This window comes from Corticimicrobacter populi (assembly GCF_003123725.1).
In the GTDB taxonomy this organism is placed as follows: Bacteria; Pseudomonadota; Gammaproteobacteria; order Burkholderiales; family Burkholderiaceae_B; genus Corticimicrobacter; species Corticimicrobacter populi.
The window spans coordinates 1-23512 of the sequence record NZ_QETA01000006.1; the positions used below are offsets into that span (position 1 = coordinate 1).

The following is a 23512-nucleotide window of genomic DNA, read 5'->3' on the forward strand; positions in this document are numbered from 1 at the left end:
GAGGTGTACATTCTGTCCAAGGAAGAGGGTGGCCGTCACACGCCGTTCTTCAATGGCTATCGTCCCCAGTTCTACTTCCGCACGACGGACGTGACGGGCACGATCGATCTGCCGGCCGACAAGGAAATGGTTCTGCCGGGCGACAACGTCTCGATGACGGTCAAGCTGCTGGCCCCCATCGCCATGGAAGAAGGTCTGCGCTTCGCCATCCGTGAAGGCGGCCGTACCGTCGGTGCCGGCGTCGTCGCCAAGATCATCGCCTGATCGCTGGCATAAGCCTTGTGCGAAGGCCTTCCGGCCTTCGCGCCTCCAATTCGCTCTTTAGGAACCCACATGAAGAACCAAAAAATCCGCATCCGTCTGAAAGCATTCGACTATCGCCTGATCGATCAGTCGGCTGCCGAGATCGTTGATACGGCCAAGCGCACCGGTGCTGTCGTCCGCGGCCCCGTGCCCCTGCCCACCCGTATCCGTCGCTATGACGTGCTGCGTTCGCCGCACGTCAACAAGACCTCGCGTGATCAGTTCGAAATCCGTACCCATCAGCGTCTGATGGACATCGTTGATCCTACCGACAAGACGGTTGATGCGCTGATGCGCCTTGACCTGCCGGCCGGTGTCGACGTCGAGATCGCCCTGCAGTAATCAGGGTCATGTCCCGGAAAAAGCCACTATTTAGTGGCTTTTTTTATGGGCTGAATTTTTGCTGTTGCTCCTATACTGACCGCTTGGGTCAGATTCTGTCAGTGATATCTGCATAGTTTGATGGATAGTTGACAATTGCTTCATTGCAGCAGGTCTGGTGGATAGAGAGGTATGCACAGGCAGGGTACGTATGACCGGCAATGTGCTGGAATGGCGGATGTGAGCAGCAAACCGGCAAAACAGGACAGGTGTATCGAGCATATTCATGGCAAGGTGATGGATATGCTGCCTGTAGCGGTGTTCGTCGTGGATGAGCATGGCAGCATCCTGTATGCCAATCCCGAAAGCGCTCGCCTGTTTGGCCGGTCCCTGGATGTTCTGTCTGGTAGCCACATTGCTGCATTGCTGTCACGCAGCGGATTCGTCAATGAGGATAAAAGCCAGCCCTGGGCAGAGTTTGCTGCCCGGCATATCAACAGGGATGAAACCTGGCATTGGCTGAGAGAAACGAACGGCGCAGCTGCCATGCGCATGCATATCGCGCGAGCTCAGCCTGAGAGTCATTACCTGGTTTGTATCGAAGAGCTGTTGCTGACAGAGCAATTTCCCGAGCATGTCAAAGGCTATGACCTGCTCACCAATCTGCCGAATCGGCACATGGCCGAAGCCCATCTGCGACGGTTGCGCAGGCAGTTGAGGGCAGACAATGACAGCGATCTGCTCTATTACCTGCTGATCGATATCGATAATTTTCGCCATATCAACAATACGTTGGGCCATCATGTGGGCGACCAGGTGTTGTTGACGGCTGCACGGCGGTTTTCGCAGTGCTGCAGCACGGGAGAGTTTCTGGCGCGCCTGGAAAGCGATGAGTTTGTCGTCATTATCCAGTGCCCGGCAGAGACGGCATTGATAGAGATACTCGACAAGTTGATCGCCTGCCTGTCCGAGCCTTTCGTGCTGGGGCGTCATCATCTCGACATCAGTGCGACCATTACAGCAAATGAATATACGGTCGTCGAGGCCGGCCTGATGGTGCTGACCCTCAATACCCGTACCATGCTGGATCAGGCACAGGATGCCACATTGCAATATCAGCGTTTCTTTACACAGGAAACTGCTCAGCAGATCTACAAGAATATTGCCATTGCCAAGGATATCGAGGAGGCTCTCGACAAAAACGAGTTTTTCCTTGAGTACCAGCCTCAGGTCTGTGCCTCCAGCGGTCAATTGGTCGGGGCAGAAGCCCTGATTCGTTGGAACCATCGGCGCTATGGTCGACTGTCTCCGGCAGAGTTCGTGCCGATAGCAGAAGAAACCCGCAAAATCATCCTGATTGGCGACTGGGTGCTGCAGAAAGCCTGTGAGCAGCTTGCCATTCTCAAGCAGGCGACTGGTCGGCCTTTCCGCATTTCGGTCAATATCACACCGGATCAGGTTCAGAATCCGGGCTTCTGCGAGCGGGTGTTTGAGTTGTTGGCCATGTATCACCTCGATCCGCATTCGCTGGAACTGGAAATTACCGAAACCACGCTGGTCAGCGAAGTTGAAAGCGTGAGGCGTGCCCTGAGCGCCTTGAATCAGCGTGGAGTGTCGATTGCGCTGGATGACTTTGGCACGGGTTATTCGAGTCTGTCGCATCTGGCGCAGTTCCCGGTCAGCAGGCTCAAGATCGACCGCAGCTTCATCAGCATGCTGCCGGACAATGATCATCATGCTGCACTGGTCGGAGCGCTGATATCGATGGGGCGCAAAATGGGACTGAAGGTCGTCGCCGAAGGAGTGGAGACCTGGGCTCAGAGGGACTGGTTGCTGGCGCAAGGGTGTCACGAACTGCAGGGTTATTTATTTGCCAAACCCCTGGGCGATACATCGTTGCTGGCGCGCATTACTGCAGAGGGGCGGCAGTAGTAATGATGTATGCTGACCCTGTGTCGCGATTCAGCATCACAGGACCTGTTTTACAGGCACAAAGGAATTTGATTATTCTTGATGTTCTATCGATACTGTAAAGTAGATATACAGATTCTTAGTAAGTACAATCCCTGCACGCTGTAAAACACAGCGTCGCGACGCAGGGTCATGCCTCAAGAATGCAAGCCGGAAGCTTGCAGCTCCGCCTTGCCGAACGGGACAAAATACATATGTCTGCCACCGGTTTTTCACTTAAGTCTTCCCTGTGCGCCGCGATTCTCATGGCCTATGCAGGGTCTGCCCTGGCGCAACAGGCGGGCGGCAATGCGCCGGCCGATACGCTCCAGACTGTTATCGATAAAGCAATCACCACGCATCCTGAAATCCGTGCCCGGGCCAACGACATGCTGTCGACCCTGGAAGGCCAGAACGTGGCTCGCGGCGCGCTGCGTCCCGAGGTCAATGCCAATGGCTGGGTAGGCAAGGAGTGGCGCAGCCATGTGCCCGACTCATCTTCCTACAACTGGAACCGTCCGGGCTGGAGCGTCGAACTGCGCCAGTTGATCTACGACGGCTGGAGTTCGGTCAACAATGTTCGTCAACTGGGCTTCGAAAAGCTGTCCGGCTATTACGAGCTGCTGGCGACAATCGATAATCTGGCGACCGAAGCGTCGCTGGCCTATCTCGATGTGCAGCGCTACCGTGAGATGGAGCGGCTGGCCCGGGACAATTTCAATATCCATGAGCAGACGCTGGCACATCTGCGCGAGCGCTCGATGTCCGGCGTCGGGCGAGGCGTGGATCTGGAGCAAGCCAATGGTCGTCTGGCTCTGGCACAAAGCAACCTGATGACCGAGAGCGGCAACCTCAATGATGTTGCACAGCGTTATCGCCGCGTGGTTGGCGAATTTCCGGCCACCCATCTGGCAGCCGTGCCCGACATGGCCACGTTCCTGCCGACGCCGGAGGTCAAGGACTTTGCCGGTTCGGTGCGGATCAATCCCAGCCTGTTGTCCAAGCAGGCCCTGGTGCAGGCGGCCGAGGCCGGTGTGGAATCGGCACGTGGCAATTTCCAGCCCACGCTCGAGTTTCTGGCATCGACTGGTCGTGATCGTGAAACCAACGCACCGGCCTCACGCGACATCCAGAGTTCCCGTGTGCAACTGCGCATGAGCTACAACCTCTATCGGGGTGGAGCCGATGCTGCACGTGTGCGCCAGACCTCTGCACAGCAGTACGCTGCTCAAGACGTCCGCGACTATACCTGCCGCAACGTGTCGCAGGAACTGTCGATTGCATGGAATACGGTCGAACGCCTGCGTGCCCAGATGCCTTATCTGGTCGAGCATGAGCTGGCGACGTCCAAGGTGCGTACGGCCTACCAGCAGCAGTTCCAGATTGGTCAGCGTTCGCTGCTCGACTTGCTGGATACAGAGAACGAGCTGTTCGATGCACGCCGTGCTCTGACCAATGCGCAGTTCAACCTGCGTCAGGCAGAAATCCAGTGGCTGGCCCTGTCGCACAAGGTGCTGCCGATGGTGGGCCTGAGCCCCAACCAGGTGGCTCCCGAAGAGGATGCCAAGCTGTTGTTGCCCGATGAGGTGCTGGAGCAGTGCCGTACGCCGGTGCCCGACAACAGCAACCTGGCACCTGTTGCGGTGACCTATCGCGACGGCATGGCACCTCCTGTGTTGACGCCCATACAACAGAATGGTGCAGGTGCTGGCGGATGGTAGTCATTTCTTGCTGCAATGTTAGAATTCTTGTCATAAGTTGAGCAAGCCGGATGACCAGGACAGACGCAGTGCCGATGTCCTGGTTTTCTTATCTGAAGCGGCAAGGAGCGGCATGATGAGCGATAGCGACAACCATTTGGAAGGGCGCGCGCAGCAAGGCCCCGTTCACCAGGAAATGCAGGCGCTGGACGTCGGTTTCATCCGTGTGCTCGAAGATCTGATCGACACGCTGATCGACAATGGCGTCTTGCGACTGACTGACTTGCCGCCTCAGGCACAGGACAAGCTCAATCAACGCAAGCGTGCGCGGCAGAAGCTGCGCAATTCGCTGGACCTGATTGGCGAGGATGATGACAGCACCATCTGATGAAATGCCGGACCGCGCATGGCAGATGCCGGCCCATGAAACACATGACGATCCCCTGTTGAGCTGTCTGGTTGCCGTTCTTCGGCACCATGGCGTGGATTGCACAGGCCAGGGCCTGTCGCAGGGATTGCCGCTGGTCGGTCATCGCATGGTCCCTTCGCTGTTGGCACGGGCGGCTGCACGCGTGCAGTGTTCGGCGCGGCTGGTTCGGCGTAACCTGGCAAACCTGCCGGCTGGCCTGCTGCCTGTCATTCTGATGCTCAATGGCGCACGTGCCTGCGTGCTGTTGGAAGTACGGGAGCAGACGTGCCTGGTGCAGTTCCCGGAGTCGGACAGCCCGGTAGAGATTGCCACGCAGGAGCTGCTTGAGCGCTACACCGGACTGGCGTGCTTCGTCCGTCCGAACTTCCGTTTCGAGAAACGCAACCAGACACAGACCAAGACGCGTGCCGGACACTGGTTCTGGAGTGTGGTGATGGAAAACCGGCGGCTCTATCGTGATGCGCTGCTGGCTGCCTTGCTGATCAATGTCTTTGCGATGGCCATGCCACTGTTCACCATGAACGTGTATGACCGCGTTGTGCCCAACAATGCCGTCGAGACACTCTGGGTACTGGCGGGTGGCATTGGACTGGTCCTGATTTTCAACTATGTATTGAGCACGATTCGTGCCCACGTGGTGGATACGGCCAGCAAGAAGATCGACGTCAAGCTGTCGGCACAAATCATGGAGCGCGTGCTGGACTTGAAGATGGAAAACCGGCCGGCCTCGGTCGGGTCGTTTGCCTCCAATCTGCGGGCTTTCGAATCGGTGCGTGATTTCATAGCCTCGGCCAGCCTGACAACGCTGGTCGATCTGCCGTTCGTGCTGTTGTTCCTGGCGGTGCTGGCCTGGATTTCGCCCTACATGCTGATTCCTCCACTGGTGGCGATCGTGCTGGTGCTGATCGTATCTGCGGCGGCACAGATACGCATGGAACAGCTTACGCTGGAAACCTTTCAGGCATCAGCGCAGCGTAATGCCACGCTGATCGAGGCCTTGTCCGGCATGGAAACCATCAAGACCCTCAACGCGCAGGGCAGCATCCAGCGCAAATATGAAGGGGCTACCCAGTTCCTGGCACACATGGGCGGCAAGCTCAAGCTGATCTCGTCATCGACGGTGGGCTTCATCCAGATGGTGCAGCAACTGGTCTCGGTAGCGGTCGTCATCATTGGTGTGTATCTGGCTTCCGAATCGGCCATTTCGATGGGGGGCATCATCGCTGCCTCGATGATTGCCGGACGGTGTCTGGCTCCCCTGGGGCAGGTGGCGGGCTTGCTGATGCAGTATCACCAGGCCAAGACATCGTTGGCATCGGTCAACCAGGCCATGGAAATGCCGATCGAGCACCCTGCTGGCAGGCAGTTCGTGCCGCGCCCCAAGTTGCAGGGCAGCATCGAATTCCGTAATGTGACTTTTACCTATCCGGGGGCCGAGCAGGCTGCGCTGGCCGGCATCAGCTTCAAGCTCAAGGCTGGCGAGAAGGTAGGCGTGATCGGGCGTATCGGTTCCGGCAAGTCCACGCTCGAAAAACTCATTCTGGGGTTGTATGCCCCGACTTCCGGCGCGGTGTTGATCGATGATGTGGATGTCGGTCAGATTGATCCAATCGATCTGCGGCGTTCGATCGGCTATGTTTCGCAGGATGCGACACTGTTCTATGGTTCGCTCAAGGAAAATCTGACCCTGAGTGCCCCATTCGCTGCCTCGACAGACATGCTGCATGTGGCGGGTGTGGCGGGTGTGGACGAATTCGTCAGCCAGCATCCCCAGGGTTACGACATGATGATCGGTGAGCGAGGTGATTCACTCTCGGGGGGGCAGCGTCAGGCGGTTGGTATTGCCCGTGCATTGATCAATGATCCGCCCATATTGCTGCTCGACGAGCCGAGCAGCAATATGGACAACCAGAGCGAGGCCAACCTCAAGGCGCGGCTGCTGGATGCAGGCAAGGACAAAACCGTGTTTCTCGTGACCCATCGTACGGCCCTGCTTGAGATGGTTGACAGATTGATCGTGGTAGACCAGGGCCGAATCGTGGCCGATGGTCCAAAACAGCAGGTGATGGAAGCGCTCAAGGCCGGTCGCATCAGCCGTGCAGGGGGCCGGACATGAAGCGTCTGTTTGCCTTGTTGTGGATGCCGTTCTCATGGCTCGTGCGTCCGGTCATGAAATTGTTCGATCGATTGGTCGATGGCCGCAATCCCTATGCCGAGCGCTATGCGGCGCAGGATCTGATCGCGGATGCGCAATGGACAATCCAGCAGCAGCAGGCCCGGGGCTCACGCAAGCTATTGTGGGTATCGACACTGGTGGTTGTGCTGTTGCTGGTGTGGGCGGCCGTTGGCAAGATCGACGAAGTGGTGCGAGGGACAGGCAAGGTCGTGCCGTCGCGCCAGGTGCAGGTTATCCAGAGTCTTGACGGCGGTATCGTTGAGGAGATTCTGGTCAGGCCGGGCGAGCAGGTCGAGGCTGGGCAGATTCTGCTGCGCATCGATCCGACCCGATTTTCCTCTTCGCTGGGTGAGAACCGGGCCGAGCGCCTGTCGCTGCTGGCCAAGGCGGCGCGTCTGGAGGCGCTGGCCAATGGTACCGATTTCGTGGCACCTGAAGATGTGTTGCGTGATGCGCCTGACCTGGCTGAAAACGAGCGTCAGGTCTGGCAGACTCGTAACCGCGAATTGGCGGCTACCCTGACGATTGCGCAGGAGCAATTGCGCCAGCGCGAGCAGGAGCTGCGCGAAACCCGCGCCAATCGTGACCAGGCTTCGTCAAGCTGCGGCCTGACGTCCCAGGAGCTGCGGGTGACCCAGCCTTTGTTGCAGAGCGGTGCCGTGTCCGAAGTGGATTTGCTGCGATTGCGGCGGGATGTGGCGCGTTATTGCGGCGAGGCCAAGGCGGCCGAGGCGCAGATCAGCCGGATCGAAGCGGCAATTTCCGAAGCCACCACCAAGGTTGAAGAGTCGGAACTCAATGCTCGCAACGAAGCGCGTCGTGAGCTGTCCGAGACCCAGGCCAAGCTCGCCACGCTCAAGGAAAGCCAGGTCGCGCTGGCTGATCGTGTGAAATTGGCCGAAGTGCGTTCGCCTGTGCGTGGCGTCGTCAACAACATGATGATCAATACAGTGGGTGGCGTCGTGCAACCCGGCAAGGATATCCTTGATATCGTGCCATCCGACGATACGCTGCTGCTTGAGGTCAAGATCAATCCACGTGATATTGGTTTCCTGCACCCAGGGCAGAAGGCCGAGGTCAAATTCACTGCCTACGATTTTGCCATTTTCGGTGGGTTGGAAGGTGAGGTCGAACAGATTGGTGCCGACAGCATCACGGATGAAAAAGACAATTCGTACTATCTCGTGAAGGTGCGTACTGGGCAATCCTACGTCGGGGACGATGCGCGCCCCATCCTGCCTGGCATGCAGGCCGAGGTGCATGTCATGACAGGCAAGCGCACATTGCTGCACTATCTGCTGAAACCTATCCTGCGGGCGCGTGAGAATGCGCTGACAGAACGTTAATTAGTGAAATATGCATCGATTATGGCGTCACCGCCAATATCGATGCCATGCTGATTTTGTTAGGATGTAAGCGCGAGTAGCAAAGTGTTTATGGAGAGGACAATGCAAGCAGTGCCGGTACTGTTGGTGACCCAGGATGATGCCTTGTGGCAGCATTGGCGCCAGATCGATGCATTGGGCTGGCTGCCCGCACGGGGTCATGCACTGCAGGATATTGCCCGCTGGGGAGAGGCACAGCGTGGCCTGGTCGTGATCGATGCCGATTTACCTCGTTTGCCAGCCTGGAACGATGCTGCCTGGCAAGCCGTGGCGGACAAGACCCGCATTCTGATCGGCAGCGGTCGACTCGATGATGCCGAGGCAACCCGTGCTCTGGCCATGGGTGCCTGGGGTTATTTTCATGCCTATGTGCCGGCTACAGCGCTGGCGCATATCCTGCAGACGGTCTCCCTGGGGGAAATCTGGATAGGACGATCCCTGGTGCAGCGCCTGTTGCGGCAGGTGAGCCAGGTCGGGACGGAACAGGCGGGCTGGATGAGCGGGCTGACCGAACGGGAGATAGATGTGGCGCGCCGCGCAGCCGGTGGCATTTCCAACCAGGGCATTGCCGATGAGCTGGGCATCAGTGAACGTACAGTGCGCGCGCATCTTTCCGCCATTTTTGAAAAACTGGGCGTGACCGACCGGTTGGCGCTGGCGCTCAAGGTGCATGGCATCCAGCATGCCTGATCCGCGTTTGCAGCGGTACGTCAAGCTGCGGCATTGTCAATAAAAGCAAGTTTCCTGCAACTTCTTTCCCAGACTGTCGTCAACGCCAGTATGCGCGTCCGTAGTGCCTGACTAAGATGGATCCCAATCAAATCTATACTGGGAGAGTCGTATGGCAACGGCAATTGTTGGCAAACTGGTGGGGCAGGCCTGGATACGTGGTGAAGATGGACAACTGACACCGCTGCGTCAAGGAATGCGGATTCCGGACAATGCCGAGGTCGTGACCAGCGCGGGAGCGTCCGTCCAGCTCGATTTCGAAGGGCAGCCCTCTGTGGTGATCGGTGCAGATCGCGCCGTTCAGCTTGATGCTTCGATGGCACAGTCTGATGTGGACCCCAGTGAGGCTGCCGTGGCTCAGCCGACCGAGCAGGCTGTCGAGAGTATTGCTGCATTGTTGGCCGATCCGGATGCGGATCCGTTTGCCGAACTCGACCCGACCGCCGCAGTGCTGGGCGGTGGTGGTGGTGCCGGCAGCAGCTTTGTGCGCCTGTTGAGCGTCGTGGAAAATATCACGCCGCTGGCCCTCGAATATCCCCGGGGTGGTGGTGACGATGACACGATCCGTTGGGTGCCGGGTTCGGGCAATACCAACGCCGCTCCCGTCGTTACGATTACCGGCCCCCAACTGCTTGATCTGTCCCGCATCAATGACGATAGCGATACGATTGACCCACTGGGTATCGCACAGTATTTCAATGATCCGGATGGTGATGCGCTGACGTTCAGTGCGACCAACCTGCCTCCAGGCCTGAGTATCGATCCTGTCACGGGTCTGATTACCGGTACGCTGGACAACAGCGCCAGTCAGGGCGGCAATGGTGGGGTCTATACGGTGGTCATTACGGCAACCGACTCGTTGGGTGCCAGCACCAGCCTGACATTTACCTGGACAGCTCTCAATCCGCCGCCCGAAGCGACCGATGACGCCGGGACGACCGAAGAGAATACCGTGTTGACGGTGTCGTCTCAGGATGGCTTGCTGCGGAATGATCGCGACCCTGATGGCGACGATATTTTCGTGACGGGCATCGACAACGGCAATGGTGTGAAGGTTGCGCCGGGCACGCCGGTGGCGGGCAGCAATGGTGGCACGCTGACGGTCAATGCCGACGGCAGCTACGTATTCAATCCGGGGCTGGACTTTGATTATCTGGCTGATGGTGAGACGACGCAGGTCGAATTTACCTACGACATCAGTGATGGCGAAGGTGGTACGGATACGGCCAAGCTGGTAATCACAATCACGGGTTCGAACGACGGTCCGCAGATCGTGGGCAGTGGCACCGACGACAGTGGTGCGGTCAAGGAAATCGGTGACGGCCTGGCGGGCGAGAACACGGTGGTGCACACCCAGGGTGGCAGCATTGCCTTCTCGGACATGGATCGCAGCGACCAGCACCAGGCGACGGTGACACCGCAGGGCAATGGTTACCTGGGCGACTTCACGCTGGATGCGGTGGATCAGGGTACGCGTACGGTGGGCTGGCACTTCAATGTGAATGACAGTGCGCTGGACTATCTTGCCGAGGGTCAGACGCTGACACAGGTCTACGATGTGACGGTGTCGGATGGCAAGGGCGGCACGGTGACGCAGAAGGTGACGATCACGATCACGGGCACCAATGATGCACCGGAGATCACGACGTCCGAGGCAGATCGCACGGGCGCTGTGACGGAAGACAGTGGCGATGTGGTCAAGGGTCAGCTGGAAGAGTCGGATGCCGACACGCGTGACACGCATGAGTGGGAAGTGCAGGCCCAGGGCCAGTATGGTGTGCTGACGCTGAACAAGACGACAGGCGCGTGGGAATATCGCCTGGACGATACGAACGCCACGGTCAATGGGCTCAAGGAAGGAGCCAAGCTGCAGGATACGATCCAGGTGCGGGTGTATGACGTCAATCCGGTGACGGGGGAGCGTCTGGGGACGTACGACGAGAAGCCTATCCTGATCAACATCACGGGTTCGAACGATACGCCTGTGGTGGAAGTGCCGCCGACGGTGGATCTGAGCCAGGGCAACCTGGATGCGGACAAGGTGTCCGGCGTGGATGTGGGTCAGTACTTCAGCGATCCGGATCAGGGTGACGAACTGACGTACAGCGTGACGGGGCTGCCCGAGGGCCTGGTGATCGATCCGAAGACGGGAGTGATCAGCGGGACGATCGACAACAGTGCCAGCCAGGTCAATGGTGGCAAGTACAGTGTGATCGTGACGGCGACGGACACGGGTGGCAAGAGCGTGAGCCTGCCGTTCGAGTGGACGGTGAATAACCCGCCGCCCGAAGCGGTTGATGACGCGAACACGACCGAAGAGAACACGGTGCTGACCGTGGGCAAGGAAGACGGTCTGCTCAAGAACGACAGTGATCCTGATGGCGACGATATTTTCGTGACGGGCATCGACAACGGCAATGGTGTGAAGGTTGCGCCGGGCACGCCGGTGGCGGGCAGCAATGGTGGCACGCTGACGGTCAATGCCGACGGCAGCTACGTATTCAATCCGGGGCTGGACTTTGATTATCTGGCTGATGGTGAGACGACGCAGGTCGAATTTACCTACGACATCAGTGATGGCGAAGGTGGTACGGATACGGCCAAGCTGGTAATCACAATCACGGGTTCGAACGACGGTCCGCAGATCGTGGGCAGTGGCACCGACGACAGTGGTGCGGTCAAGGAAATCGGTGACGGCCTGGCGGGCGAGAACACGGTGGTGCACACCCAGGGTGGCAGCATTGCCTTCTCGGACATGGATCGCAGCGACCAGCACCAGGCGACGGTGACACCGCAGGGCAATGGTTACCTGGGCGACTTCACGCTGGATGCGGTGGATCAGGGTACGCGTACGGTGGGCTGGCACTTCAATGTGAATGACAGTGCGCTGGACTATCTTGCCGAGGGTCAGACGCTGACACAGGTCTACGATGTGACGGTGTCGGATGGCAAGGGCGGCACGGTGACGCAGAAGGTGACGATCACGATCACGGGCACCAATGATGCACCGGAGATCACGACGTCCGAGGCAGATCGCACGGGCGCTGTGACGGAAGACAGTGGCGATGTGGTCAAGGGTCAGCTGGAAGAGTCGGATGCCGACACGCGTGACACGCATGAGTGGGAAGTGCAGGCCCAGGGCCAGTATGGTGTGCTGACGCTGAACAAGACGACAGGCGCGTGGGAATATCGCCTGGACGATACGAACGCCACGGTCAATGGGCTCAAGGAAGGAGCCAAGCTGCAGGATACGATCCAGGTGCGGGTGTATGACGTCAATCCGGTGACGGGGGAGCGTCTGGGGACGTACGACGAGAAGCCTATCCTGATCAACATCACGGGTTCGAACGATACGCCTGTGGTGGAAGTGCCGCCGACGGTGGATCTGAGCCAGGGCAACCTGGATGCGGACAAGGTGTCCGGCGTGGATGTGGGTCAGTACTTCAGCGATCCGGATCAGGGTGACGAACTGACGTACAGCGTGACGGGGCTGCCCGAGGGCCTGGTGATCGATCCGAAGACGGGAGTGATCAGCGGGACGATCGACAACAGTGCCAGCCAGGTCAATGGTGGCAAGTACAGCGTGATCGTGACGGCGACGGACACGGGCGGCAAGAGCGTGAGCCTGCCGTTCGAGTGGACGGTGGAGAACCCGCCGCCCGAGGCGGTTGATGATGCGAACACGACCGAAGAGAACACGGTGCTGACCGTGGGCAAGGAAGACGGTCTGCTCAAGAACGACAGCGATCCCGATGGCGATGATATCTTCGTGACGCATGTTGCCAAGATCGGTACGGATGGCCAGCCGGGTACCTATCAGGCGGTGCCGGCCAATGGCGTCAACCTGGCCGGTGTCATTCAGGGCAGCGGTGTCACTGGCGGTACGCTGACGGTCAAGCCCGACGGCAGCTACGTATTCAATCCCGGCCCGGATTTTGACTATCTGGCAGTCGGCAAGGAAGCCTTTGTCGAGTTCAGCTACAAGATCAGCGACGGTGAGGGTGGTACCGCTGACGCCAAGCTGGTGATCAAGGTCACTGGTACGAATGATGTGCCGGTGGCGGCACCCGATACGAACACCGTGACCGAATCTGGTGTCAAGGAAGGGGGCAACGAGGCGTTTGCGGGTACGGTTGAGGTGTCGGCCAACGTACTGAGCAATGACCGTGACCTTGATGCCGGTGAAACCGAGCAACTGCGTGTCCGCCAGCTCTTCGAGGGTGAGCATGCCACGCTGCCGGGCAGCGGCGGCGTAGCCGTTACGGATGCGGGCATTACGATTGATACGCTGTACGGCACACTGACGATCAAGGCCGACGGCAGCTACACCTACCAGCTCAAGGATGGCTCCGATGCGGTCGAGAAGCTGGATCTGGGCGACAAGGTGTTTGATACCTTCACCTACGAGGTGGTCGATCCCCAGGGCGCAACCCATTATTCGACGCTGACGATCACGATCAACGGCACCAATGACAAGCCTGTCATTACCGATAACCAGTCGACCTGGGATCTGTCCGTGACCGAGTCTGGTTATGGTGTGGATGGCGATAGCTCGGCCAGCGGGCAACTGGTGGCGACCGACAAGGACGAAAGCGCACAACTGACCTGGTCGCTCAAGGATGGCAGTTCCAACAAGGGTGTGTTGACGCTGGAAGGCAAGTACGGTTCGATTTCGCTGGATGCGGCAACGGGCAAGTGGACCTATACACTGGACGACAGCAAGCCGGCGACCCAGGCGTTGAAGAGTGGAGACGTCGTCGATGAAGTCTTCGATGTGCGTGTCTGGGACCAGCACAGTGCCTGGGATGACACGAAGATCACGATCAAGGTCAATGGCACCAACGATGCGCCAGTGGCGGCTCCCGACAGCGTGGTGCTCAAGGAAGACCTCTCGGGTGGCAAGGCCTGGATCAATGGCAAGGAAACAGCCATCTCCGGTGGTGCAGTCAAGGGCAATGTGATTGCCAACGACAATAACTGGGGCGAAGGCGCGCTCAAGGTGACGGGCTTCACCATTGCCGGTGTATTCGAGGCCGATGGCACCACGCTCAAGGAATTCGCGCCCGGCACCACTTCCATCCAGATTCCGGGCGCTGCAGCAGACAAGCCGCTGGGGACACTGATCTTGCGTGCAGATGGTTCCTATGACTTCAAGCCGGCGGCCAATTTCTCCGGCAAGATTCCGACCATTACCTATACGGTGCAGGAGCCGGAAGGCAATGGCGAGGCAGGCCTGAAGTCGACGTCAACCCTGAATTTCGAAGTCCAGCCGGTTGCTGATGCGCCGGATGTCAAGGGCAAGGACCTGACGACGCAGGAGGATACTGTCACGACAGTGGCCGATGCGGATCCGAAAAACCCGACGTCATTGGGGCTGAAGGTGCCCCTGGTGACCGATGGCATCGATCTCAATGGTTCTGGTGCCGAAGGCGACAATCCCGAACTGCTGGGCCTGATCACGCTGACCGTGACAAGCAATGCGTTCACTGCGGGCAATCCAGGGGTGTTGAAGATTCCTGCGGACGGTACGCAGGCTGCCAGGGATATCGAGCTGACCAAGAGTAGCCAGAAAATCCAGATCGTCATCATTGATGAGCATGGCAACTACGTGTCGCACACCAAACCCGCCATCGATGCGGCCGAAAAGGCCGGTTCTGCAGTGTTGAAGCTGACACAGGCGCAGTATGAGGGTATGCAACTGCAGCCGGCCGAGCATCGCCACGAGAACGTCAAGATTACCGTTGGTGTGACGAGCTACGAGGTCAATGACGAGGGTATGCCTCTGAAGGATGCCGCTGGCAAGGAGATTTCAGCATCCAAGACGGCAACGGTGAATATTGATGTGCAGGCCGTGACGGATGACGTGGCATTGACCTGGAAGGACGGCAACAGCACGCTGTCGATCACGGATGCCAGGGAAGATGTACCCGTCAATCTGAAGAGTCTGCTGCAGGCCCAGTTCGAGGATCTGGATGGCAGTGAAGAGCGCTGGGTGACGATTACCAACAACACCGGTCATACAATCCTGGTCAATGGTCAGGAACTGGCTGACGGCGCGACATCTGGCAAGCTTGCCCAGGGCAGCCTGTCGACCAAGACCGATGGTTTTGGCGATTTGAACATCAGCGGTGCCAAGAACTTCAGTGGTTCACTCAATGGCATTACGGTTACGCTTCATGCCAAGGATCGGGATAGCGACAGTGCGAAGGCCAACACTCAGGAAAAATCGGCTTCCGTTACGCTGAATATGGAAGTAGCTCCGGTAGCCGATGAACTGAATATTCAGGGTGCCGAAGGCGATGAGGATTCTGCGATTCGCTTCTTGGACAAGATCGGCTTCCAGGACAGCGATGGCAGCGAAACCATCACGCAGTTCGTCATCAAGGATGTGCCGGCCGGCTGGGTGGTCCGCGATGAGAATGGCCAGGTTGTGTCGGCAGAGGCCGATGGCAGCTACAAGCTGGTCTCGACGCCGACAGGCCAGGCTGGCGTGTCCAGCATGGATGCCTTCAAGGACTGGACCATTACGCCACCGCCCCAGGATAGTCGCGATGCGACCTTCAAGGTCGAGTATTCGGTGCGCGATGTGAAGCTGGATGCCAGCGGCAATCCGGTGTTGGGTGCTGATGGCAAGCCGGTGGTGGATTCCAAGGACTACACCAGCGATCTCAAGGTTGTCGTCAAGGCCGTGGCTGAAACCGTAGGCGGTCCCGGCAGCGAAAATGATGGCAACCTGAACAACGATCTGACCATGACCGGTGGCCATGCCTATGGTCAGAGCGTGCTGGGTCAGGAGGATGAATGGTTTGCGCTCAATACCGATGGCTTCAACCTCAAGGATGGCTGGAGCAATCCTGATGGCAAGGAGCAGGGGGGGGCCGGATCGGAAGATACCTATGCACTGCTGACGCCGGTGCTGGTCGAGGGGGCTCGCGATGCGCAGGGCAATCTGATCGACAGTGTGACCGGCTCGTGGTTCAGCTACGTCGGGGCTGATGGCAAGGAGGTCAAGGTCGAGTTCACCGGTAAGCCGGTCGAGATCCCGGTCGAGTTCCTGCATACCGTCAAGTTCCTGCCGGCGCATAACGTGGCGGGCGAGTTCAAGATCGAAGTCCAGGCCAAGACGGTTGATCATGATCCGGATGGTGGCACAGCAACGGCAATCTCCGGCAAGGCTGAGCTGACTGGCATCAAGATCGCCCCCGTGGCCGATGACCTCGATGCGCTGGCTGTCAGCCCGGCCCGCGGCAAGGAAGATACGGATATCGCGCTGGTGATTCGTCCTTCCACGTCCGATGCCTCGGAAACCTTCAACGTGAAGCTCGAAAACATTCCTGAGGGTGCCGTGCTCAAGTACAACGGTCAGGAGCTGATCGTGACGAATGGCTCGGTGACTATCAAGGATTTCGATACGAGCAAGCCGCTGACGATCCGTCCGCCACACAACAGCAATGTTGATTTCGACCTGAAGGTCAGCGCGCAGACCGTGGACGTGCTGGGCAATCTGGGTGACCCGGCCGGCGGCAAGTGGGCCGAACAGACCTTGCCGGTGCGTGTCCAGGGGGTGGCCGATGTGGCCAGCCTGACCGCCAAGCCCTATGAGGTAACCGAGGCGCATGTCGAAGGCCTGGGTAGCAAGATTACGCTGGGCGATCTGATCGGCAGTGTGTCGCAGCACGATACCGATGGCTCGGAAAAGCTGTCGTTCCGTATCACCGGCCTGGATGGACAGTTCAATCTCGAAGGCGCGGCCTTCCTGGGTGGCGAGGGTGCGGCCCGCGTGTGGGTGGTGTCTGTGCCCAAGCCGCAGGCTGGGCAGACGGTGGAGGATGTCGCCAAGGCTGCGCTGGACCAGGTCAAGATCACTGTACCGCCGCATTACAGTGGTGAGGTCAAGGTCACGATTACGCCCGTGACCACGGAAAACGATGGTGACTGGCTGACCAACAAACCTGTCGAGGTCGTCGCGGTCGTGACGCCATCGCCTGAGTCGACAGGCCAGGGTGGTGATGCGTTGACCGAAGACAAGGAAGTTGCGATCAGCTTTGGCGTGGGCAACAACCATGGTGATGCCAACGAAGCGGTGACTGCGGTCTATATCAATGCTGCAGATATTGCCAAGGCCGCCAATGCCGACGGCTTCACGCTGTACCTGGAGGGCAAGCCGCTGCAGGATGTCCTGACTCAGGATGCCAATGGCTATTACAAGCTGTCGGGAGATCAACTGACGCAGGTCACGGCCAAGGCCAATACGCCCGAGTTCGCTCATAACCAGGGTGCGCCCAAGTTCTCGTTCGGTATCAAGTACGAGATCACCGATCACAGTACCGATGGCAAGGTGGATGCGGTCACCAAGGTGATGGATGAGCAGCCGTACACACTGACCGTGCAAGCCGTAACGGATGCAGTCACGGCCGAGTTCAAGGGCGTGGATGCAGCTGCGGGCGTGGCCCAGGCGGATGCCGATGGCATTACCGTGTCCTCGACCGGCAACTTCGGGGTGAAGCTCGAACTCTCCAAGGATGACCTGGATGGCAGCGAGAACCTGACGCAGATCGTGGTCGAGGGCGTGCCCAATGGCCTGGTCGTGGAGGGCCTTGTGGTGGCGGGCCAGCCTGTGGGTTCGGTCAGCTATCTTGGCGACGGCAAGTGGCTGCTTGAGATCCCCTCCAAGGACTATCCGGCCTTCAATGGCAAGATCGATGCCCAGGTTCAGTTCCAGGCCGGTTCCGTGCTTGGACAACATACGGATCTGCCGATCACGATCACGGTCGTAACGCAGGATACCGGTGCAGCTGAGCTGGCGCTGGATCAGGTCAAGTGGAATCTCACGAGTGACCTGGATGGCAGCGATGCGGGTACGGCACCGTCGGTGGATCTGGAATGGGGCCAGAAGGATGACTTCAAGGGCACCGAGGAACAGCCGTTCACGCTGGATCAGGCCTTTGATGCCAAGCTCGATCTCGGTAATGGCGCGACGTCGGCCAATTTCACGCTGACGCTCAAGTTGCCGGCGGGTGCCAAGATCACGCACGACGGCGTGGAGCTGTCGCCGACCAAAATCGGTGATGGCGCGACGGAGCTGTGGGTGATTTCCGGCAAGGGTGACGACGCTGCGCTGCAGGAGTTCCTGAAGGATATCGAGATCACGCCGCCGGCCAACCTGAACGATAACTTCGGTGGGCTTGTCTATGACGCCACGCTGACGGTTTATCACCCCGGTAGTGGCAGCCAGGATCAGGGCGTGCTGGAAGGGCAGGCGTTGCCGCTTACGCCGGTGACCGACGAAGATGGCATCAGCATTGCGCTGACCAAGGAAGGCACGAACGATGTGCCTGAAGAAGGCAGCCCGGTCGATGTGAAGATCACGATCGGCAATGGCGTGGATGGCCCGTCGACGCTGGGTGACACACTTTATGTCAGTCTCAAGGAAGCAGGCTTTGGCTCCGATGGCAAGACCGGTCAGTTGACGGATGCCAATGGCCAGCCACTGGTTGTCGTGACGAATCCAGAGGGCTTGCCAGCGGGGCAGTACTATGCCGTGCCGGTGCAGCCGGGTACCACGATTCCTGCCAGTGGCTCGATCAGTGTCGACCTGAAGTACACGCCGCACCCCGACCATCAGTACACCAGTGGCAATGTCAAGGTCGATGCCTGGGTCCAGAAGACCGAGCAGGGTGCCGATGCACCCAAGCTGGCCAGCGGTGCAGGTGACGCAACCCTCAAGGGTGTCAGCAATGGCTACGACATCACTGTGGGTGAGAAACAGACCGACGCCAATGGCAAGGAAACCTGGGTCCAGAGCGGCAAGGAAAACCAGGACGGCCAATCCCGGATCGAGCTGGATATCGGTGGCAAGGGTCTGCTCGATACCGATGGCTCCGAACAAGCTTATGTGGCACTGCTCAAGAACCTGCCCAACGGCTTCCTGGTCTATGTGGGGGCCGATGCGGCCTCCGCAGGCCTGGCCGAGAATGCCGGTGCGGCAGTCGATGGCTCGGCGCTGTGGACGATTCCTCTCGAAGGCGGAAAACTGCCGGCCTACATCGCCATCCAGCCGCCGCAAAACTGGAACGGTACGCTGGACAATCTGCAACTGTCTGTACTGAATGGCGAGACGAATGCAGTGATTCGTGATGATGCTGCGACGTTCAATCTCCATGTCGAGGCGGTTGCGGATGGCATCCATTCGATCAATGCTGCGCCTGCGTTCGGTCGTGAGGGCGATATCGTGCGCCTGAACCTGAATGTCATGCTCAAGGACGGCGAGGCGGTGGAAGGGACGGTGGCTGATCAGTCGGTCGAAACACTGTCGCTGGCCTTCAGCGGTCTGGGTGAACATGCTGCCTTCTATGTCGGCAATGATCTGCTGGCCTTCAATGGTACGGACAAGGGCTTCAGCTACGACGCCGCGACCGGCACCTATCAGGTCTATGGCCTGAGCCAGGCGGAGGCTGATTCCCTGGGTGTGTTGCAATCGGCCAATGCCGCTGCTGACAAGGTGACGTTCGAAGCCTGGACGGTGGAATCCCAGGGCGGCGACAAGTCGGCTGTGGCGAATGGCGAGTTCAGTCTGGCATTGTCCAAGCAGGCTGCCGCATCGACAGGCGATGACCATCTGCTGTTCGATGGTGTCAACCCGATCGATGGCCAGGGTGGTGATGATACGGTATGGCTGCGCTTTGGCGAGGATATCGATTTCGGCCAGTATGGCGAACAGGGTCAGGCTGCCGTGCCGTTCCGCAATATCGAGACACTGGATCTGACGCGTGAAGGGTTCGATCATGAACTCCTGAACCTGAGCGTCAAGGACGTGCTCGACATGACGGATAGTGACCATATCCTGACGATCAAGGCCAATGAGGGTGACCGTGTCTCCTTCCTGGAGTCGGATGGCTGGAAGCTCAATTCGGACAAGTCGGCTGCCAACCAGGACTTCGATGTCTACGAGGCCACGGGGGCAGATGGCAAGACGGCCGAAGTCCTGATCAGCAAGGACTTCAAGGGTATCGAGCTGGGTGCACAGGATGCCGGCGTGGCAGGCAAGCAGGCCGCACCGGCGTCGGCAGAACCCTCGTTCTTCGTCGATCCCGAAGCCCAGAGCCAGTTTGCTCGCGATCTGGTTGATCAGGGCAAGTCCGGTCTCGACTCGTAAGCGCTGAACCGGCCTTGTGCCATTCGCCCCGGAACAAAAATGCTGTTATTTTGTTCCGGGGCGATTTTCTTTTGAGGCAATGCAGCTATGGGCAGGCGACGCCGATTGCAGGTGTTTTTCCTGAATGAAGATTTTGGTTGGGCGCGGACCGGGATCGAGGTGGCCGCTCTCTTGAGGGAGCGCTTGTTTCGGTGCCACCTGGGCTTGTCGCCGGTGATCCTGACCATGAAGTACCGGTCCGATGCGGCCGATGTGCAGCAGGGAGCCATCGCGGGCGGTGCGCTGGAACCCTGTGTCCGGTTTCTCAATATGTACGACTGGTACCAGGAAATGGAAAGCGCGCCTCGTCCTGGACGGCGTGTCGCCTGGCAGCCGGGGGCCTCATTGCGTATCGAGCCTGTACCGGACACACCGGGCGACCAGCGGATCTATGATCGTGCGGGCCGGCTGGCGATGTATGTCTTCCATTCCCGGACCACGGGCGTGCTCAGCTATATCAATCACATGGATGGGCGCCAGCCTCATCGTAAGTCACGACGCGATTTCTTTCATCCTTCTGGTGTCCTGTCCATGACGCAGATACTCGAAGGGGCACAGGAGCAGGTGGTTCGCGAAATTTACTATCGTCCCGATGGCTCTACCGCACTCATCAAACGGTACGACCTTGATCAGCCCGCACGCCGCTTGCTGTATATCGATGTGTGTGACGCACAGGGACGTGTCATCGAGCGCTTTGCCCGGGAGGAAGATCTGGCGCTGGCCTGGCTGCGCAGTCTTGTCGCGGCTGATTCCGAGCAAACCAGTATTTTGATCGTGGATCGTTCCTTGCTGTATCTGGATGCGGCATGTGCGCTCAAGCAGGAGCGAGGGCAGCGCGTCAAAGTCGTGCCGGTTGTGCATGCCGTACACGTTTCGGATGCTGCAGATCTGGCCCGGTCACGTACCAACAGACACTATGCGGGCTTTCTGGAGCAGCCGGCGGCTATCGACGCCATGGTCGTGCTGACCGAGCCCCAGGCGCACGATATCGGTACCCGCTATGGGACCGGAAATATCCGTGTGATTCCGCATGGTTATGATGCCGACCCTGCGGAAGCACGAGCCGAATTCGTGCAACGGGACAGATTTCTGCTGGTCTACCTGGCGCGTTACGCGCCTGAAAAACGCCATGATCTCGCTCTGGATGTGTTTGCACGGGTGGTAAGCCAGGTTCCGGCTGCGCGTCTTGCCCTGTATGGCAATGGCAGCCAGCGAACCGCCATAGAGGAGAAGGTTCGGGCACTGGGGCTGGAAAATAGCGTTACGGTCGGCGCGTTCGTGAGCGCTGTCGGGCCGATTTATGAACAGGCGGGCCTGTCTCTGATGACCAGTACCAGCGAGGCATTTTCCCTCTCGCTGGCCGAAAGCCTGGCGCATGGTTGCCCTGTGGCTGCGTTTGATGTGCCGTATGGTGTTCCTGACATGCTCAGGGATGGTGAAAATGGCCTGGTTGCGCCATTTGGCCAGATCGAATTGCTGGCTGACAAGATCGTGGTATTGCTGAATGATGCGGAAAGGCATCAAAAAATGTCGATGCAGGCCAGGGATTCGGCAGCGCGATTTGCGTCGATGCAGGTATGTCAGAAGTGGTCTGATCTGATGGCGCAGATGTTGCAATAGTGTGTAACTGATCTGTCGTATTGGCGCTGACGCCAATGTGCATGAGTCTGCTGCAGGATTAGGATGGACTCATATAGATTTATATAGTTTTAGGTACAGGAACGCATCATGGCTGCAACGGCATTGGTAATCAATCTGACTGGGTCTGCGTGGATCCGGGATGACAACGGTCAACTGACGCCGATTCGTCCGGGCATGCGCATTCCGGCAGATGCCGAGATCGTGACGGGGCAAGGGGCGTCACTACAATTACAGATTGGCGATGCGCCGGTCGTGACGGTGGGTGCCGACCGTGTCATGCAGCTTGATGATATGCTGGCTCAGACCCAGCCGGATGCTTCCGAGGCTGCAATCGTTCCGCCAGGCAATGTGGACTTCGACAACCTGGTGGCGGTATTGCAGGCAGGCGGTGATCCGTTCAATGGGCAGGATCCTTTTGATGTGCTGGACGCAACGGCTGCAACACTGGGTGGTGGAGGCGGTGGCGGCGGTGGCACGTTTGTGCGTCTGGCCAGTGTGCTTGAAGCCATCAATCCACTCAATCTGGAATATGCCCAGACGGCGAATGCGGCCAGCGTATCGCGTTGGGTGCCTGGTGTTGCGGATGATGCGGCGGTGGCTGCTGTAGCGGCGGATACAGGTTCGGACAGCGACAGCAGCAGCACGTCGGATAGTGGCTCGGATAGCGATAGCACGAGTACGTCGGACAGCGGTTCGGATAGCGACAGTACGAGCACGTCTGACAGTGGCTCGGACAGCGACAGCACGAGCACGTCTGACAGCGGTTCGGATAGCGACAGCACCAGTACGTCGGATAGCGGTTCGGATAGCAACAGCACGAGCACATCGGATAGTGGCTCGGATAGCGACAGCAGCAGTACGTCCGAAAGCAGCTCGGACAGCGACAGTACGAGTACGTCGGACAGCGGTTCGGATAGCGACAGCACGAGCACGTCTGACAGCGGTTCGGACAGCGACAGCACCAGTACGTCGGATAGCGGTTCGGATAGCGACAGCACGAGTACGTCGGACAGCGACAGCAGCAGCACGTCCGACAGCGGTTCGGACAGTGACAGCACGAGCACGTCTGACAGCGGTTCGGACAGCGACAGCACCAGCACGTCTGACAGTGGCTCGGACAGCGACAGCACGAGTACGTCCGACAGTGGTTCGGATAGCGACAGTACGAGCACCTCTGACAGCGGTTCGGACAGCGACAGCACGAGCACGTCGGATAGTGGCTCGGATAGCGACAGCACGAGCACCTCTGACAGCAGTTCGGATAGCGACAGCAGCAGTACGTCGGACAGTGGTTCGGATAGCGACAGCACCAGCACGTCTGACAGTGGCTCGGACAGTGACAGCACGAGCACGTCCGACAGCGGTTCGGATAGCGACAGTACGAGTACGTCCGACAGTGGTTCGGATAGCGACAGTACGAGCACCTCCGACAGCGGTTCCGATAGCGACAGTACGAGCACGTCCGACAGCGGTTCGGACAGCGACAGCACGAGTACGTCCGACAGTGGCTCGGACAGCGACAGCACGAGCACGTCCGACAGCGGTTCGGACAGCGACAGCACGAGTACGTCCGACAGTGGCTCGGATAGCGACAGCACGAGCACCTCTGACAGCGGTTCGGATAGCGACAGCACCAGCACGTCCGACAGCGGTTCGGATAGCGACAGTACGAGTACGTCCGAC

The 23512-nt window shown here is 58.8% G+C and carries 10 protein-coding genes and 1 pseudogene; all 11 read left to right on the plus strand.

Translation table 11 applies throughout. The features are described 5' to 3' along the window. Positions 1-264 (plus strand): EF-Tu C-terminal domain-related protein (locus tag DD235_RS13070; RefSeq protein WP_476695868.1); only part of this gene is annotated, 264 nt, incomplete at its 5' end. A 69-nt stretch (positions 265-333) separates the two neighbouring features. Beyond that, on the plus strand, positions 334-645 hold the full coding sequence (gene rpsJ / locus DD235_RS13075) for a 30S ribosomal protein S10 (RefSeq protein WP_109062553.1): 312 nt from the start codon (positions 334-336) through the stop codon (positions 643-645). Between the two features lie 219 nt (positions 646-864). Next, the gene (locus DD235_RS13080) at positions 865-2556 is read left to right on the plus strand and encodes a putative bifunctional diguanylate cyclase/phosphodiesterase (RefSeq protein WP_162300498.1); all 1692 of its coding nucleotides are present in this window, start codon (positions 865-867) and stop codon (positions 2554-2556) included. Between the two features lie 233 nt (positions 2557-2789). After that, positions 2790-4295: a TolC family outer membrane protein gene (locus DD235_RS13085; protein ID WP_109062555.1), complete on the plus strand. Its 1506-nt coding sequence runs from the start codon at positions 2790-2792 to the stop codon at positions 4293-4295. 175 nt (positions 4296-4470) lie between these two features. Beyond that, positions 4471-4662, plus strand: a complete 192-nt coding sequence (locus tag DD235_RS13090) for a hypothetical protein (RefSeq protein ID WP_109062746.1) — start codon at positions 4471-4473, stop codon at positions 4660-4662. After that, positions 4646-6820 (plus strand): type I secretion system permease/ATPase, encoded by a 2175-nt coding sequence (locus DD235_RS13095; protein ID WP_239990148.1) that lies wholly within the window; start codon positions 4646-4648, stop codon positions 6818-6820. Before DD235_RS13090 ends, DD235_RS13095 begins: the two co-directional genes overlap by 17 nt. A 23-nt stretch (positions 6821-6843) precedes the next feature. Then, positions 6844-8226, plus strand: a complete 1383-nt coding sequence (locus DD235_RS13100) for an HlyD family type I secretion periplasmic adaptor subunit (RefSeq protein WP_420810470.1) — start codon at positions 6844-6846, stop codon at positions 8224-8226. Between the two features lie 102 nt (positions 8227-8328). After that, positions 8329-8955 carry a response regulator transcription factor gene (locus DD235_RS13105; protein ID WP_109062557.1) on the plus strand — a complete coding sequence of 209 codons (627 nt, stop codon included), beginning with the start codon at positions 8329-8331 and terminating at the stop codon, positions 8953-8955. Between the two features lie 151 nt (positions 8956-9106). Beyond that, positions 9107-20149: a retention module-containing protein gene (locus tag DD235_RS13110; RefSeq protein ID WP_109062558.1), complete on the plus strand. Its 11043-nt coding sequence runs from the start codon at positions 9107-9109 to the stop codon at positions 20147-20149. Between the two features lie 225 nt (positions 20150-20374). Next, the gene (locus DD235_RS13115; RefSeq protein WP_162300499.1) at positions 20375-21808 is read left to right on the plus strand and encodes a glycosyltransferase; all 1434 of its coding nucleotides are present in this window, start codon (positions 20375-20377) and stop codon (positions 21806-21808) included. Positions 21809-21916: 108 nt separating this feature from the next. Next, positions 21917-22303, plus strand: a pseudogene (locus DD235_RS17290) (retention module-containing protein); the annotation flags it as partial. Positions 22304-23512: the final 1209 nt, after the last annotated feature.

Excerpts from the sequence above, each read along its gene's own strand:
- DD235_RS13110 (WP_109062558.1), top strand. The coding sequence starts at position 9,107 with ATGGCAACGGCAATTGTTGGCAAACTGGTGGGGCAGGCCTGGATACGT.
- DD235_RS13105 (WP_109062557.1), top strand. The coding sequence starts at position 8,329 with ATGCAAGCAGTGCCGGTACTGTTGGTGACCCAGGATGATGCCTTGTGG.
- DD235_RS13085 (WP_109062555.1), top strand. The coding sequence starts at position 2,790 with ATGTCTGCCACCGGTTTTTCACTTAAGTCTTCCCTGTGCGCCGCGATT.
- DD235_RS13115 (WP_162300499.1), top strand. The coding sequence starts at position 20,375 with ATGAAGTACCGGTCCGATGCGGCCGATGTGCAGCAGGGAGCCATCGCG.
- rpsJ (WP_109062553.1), top strand. The coding sequence starts at position 334 with ATGAAGAACCAAAAAATCCGCATCCGTCTGAAAGCATTCGACTATCGC.
- DD235_RS13095 (WP_239990148.1), top strand. The coding sequence starts at position 4,646 with ATGACAGCACCATCTGATGAAATGCCGGACCGCGCATGGCAGATGCCG.
- DD235_RS13090 (WP_109062746.1), top strand. The coding sequence starts at position 4,471 with ATGCAGGCGCTGGACGTCGGTTTCATCCGTGTGCTCGAAGATCTGATC.
- DD235_RS13100 (WP_420810470.1), top strand. The coding sequence starts at position 6,844 with ATGCCGTTCTCATGGCTCGTGCGTCCGGTCATGAAATTGTTCGATCGA.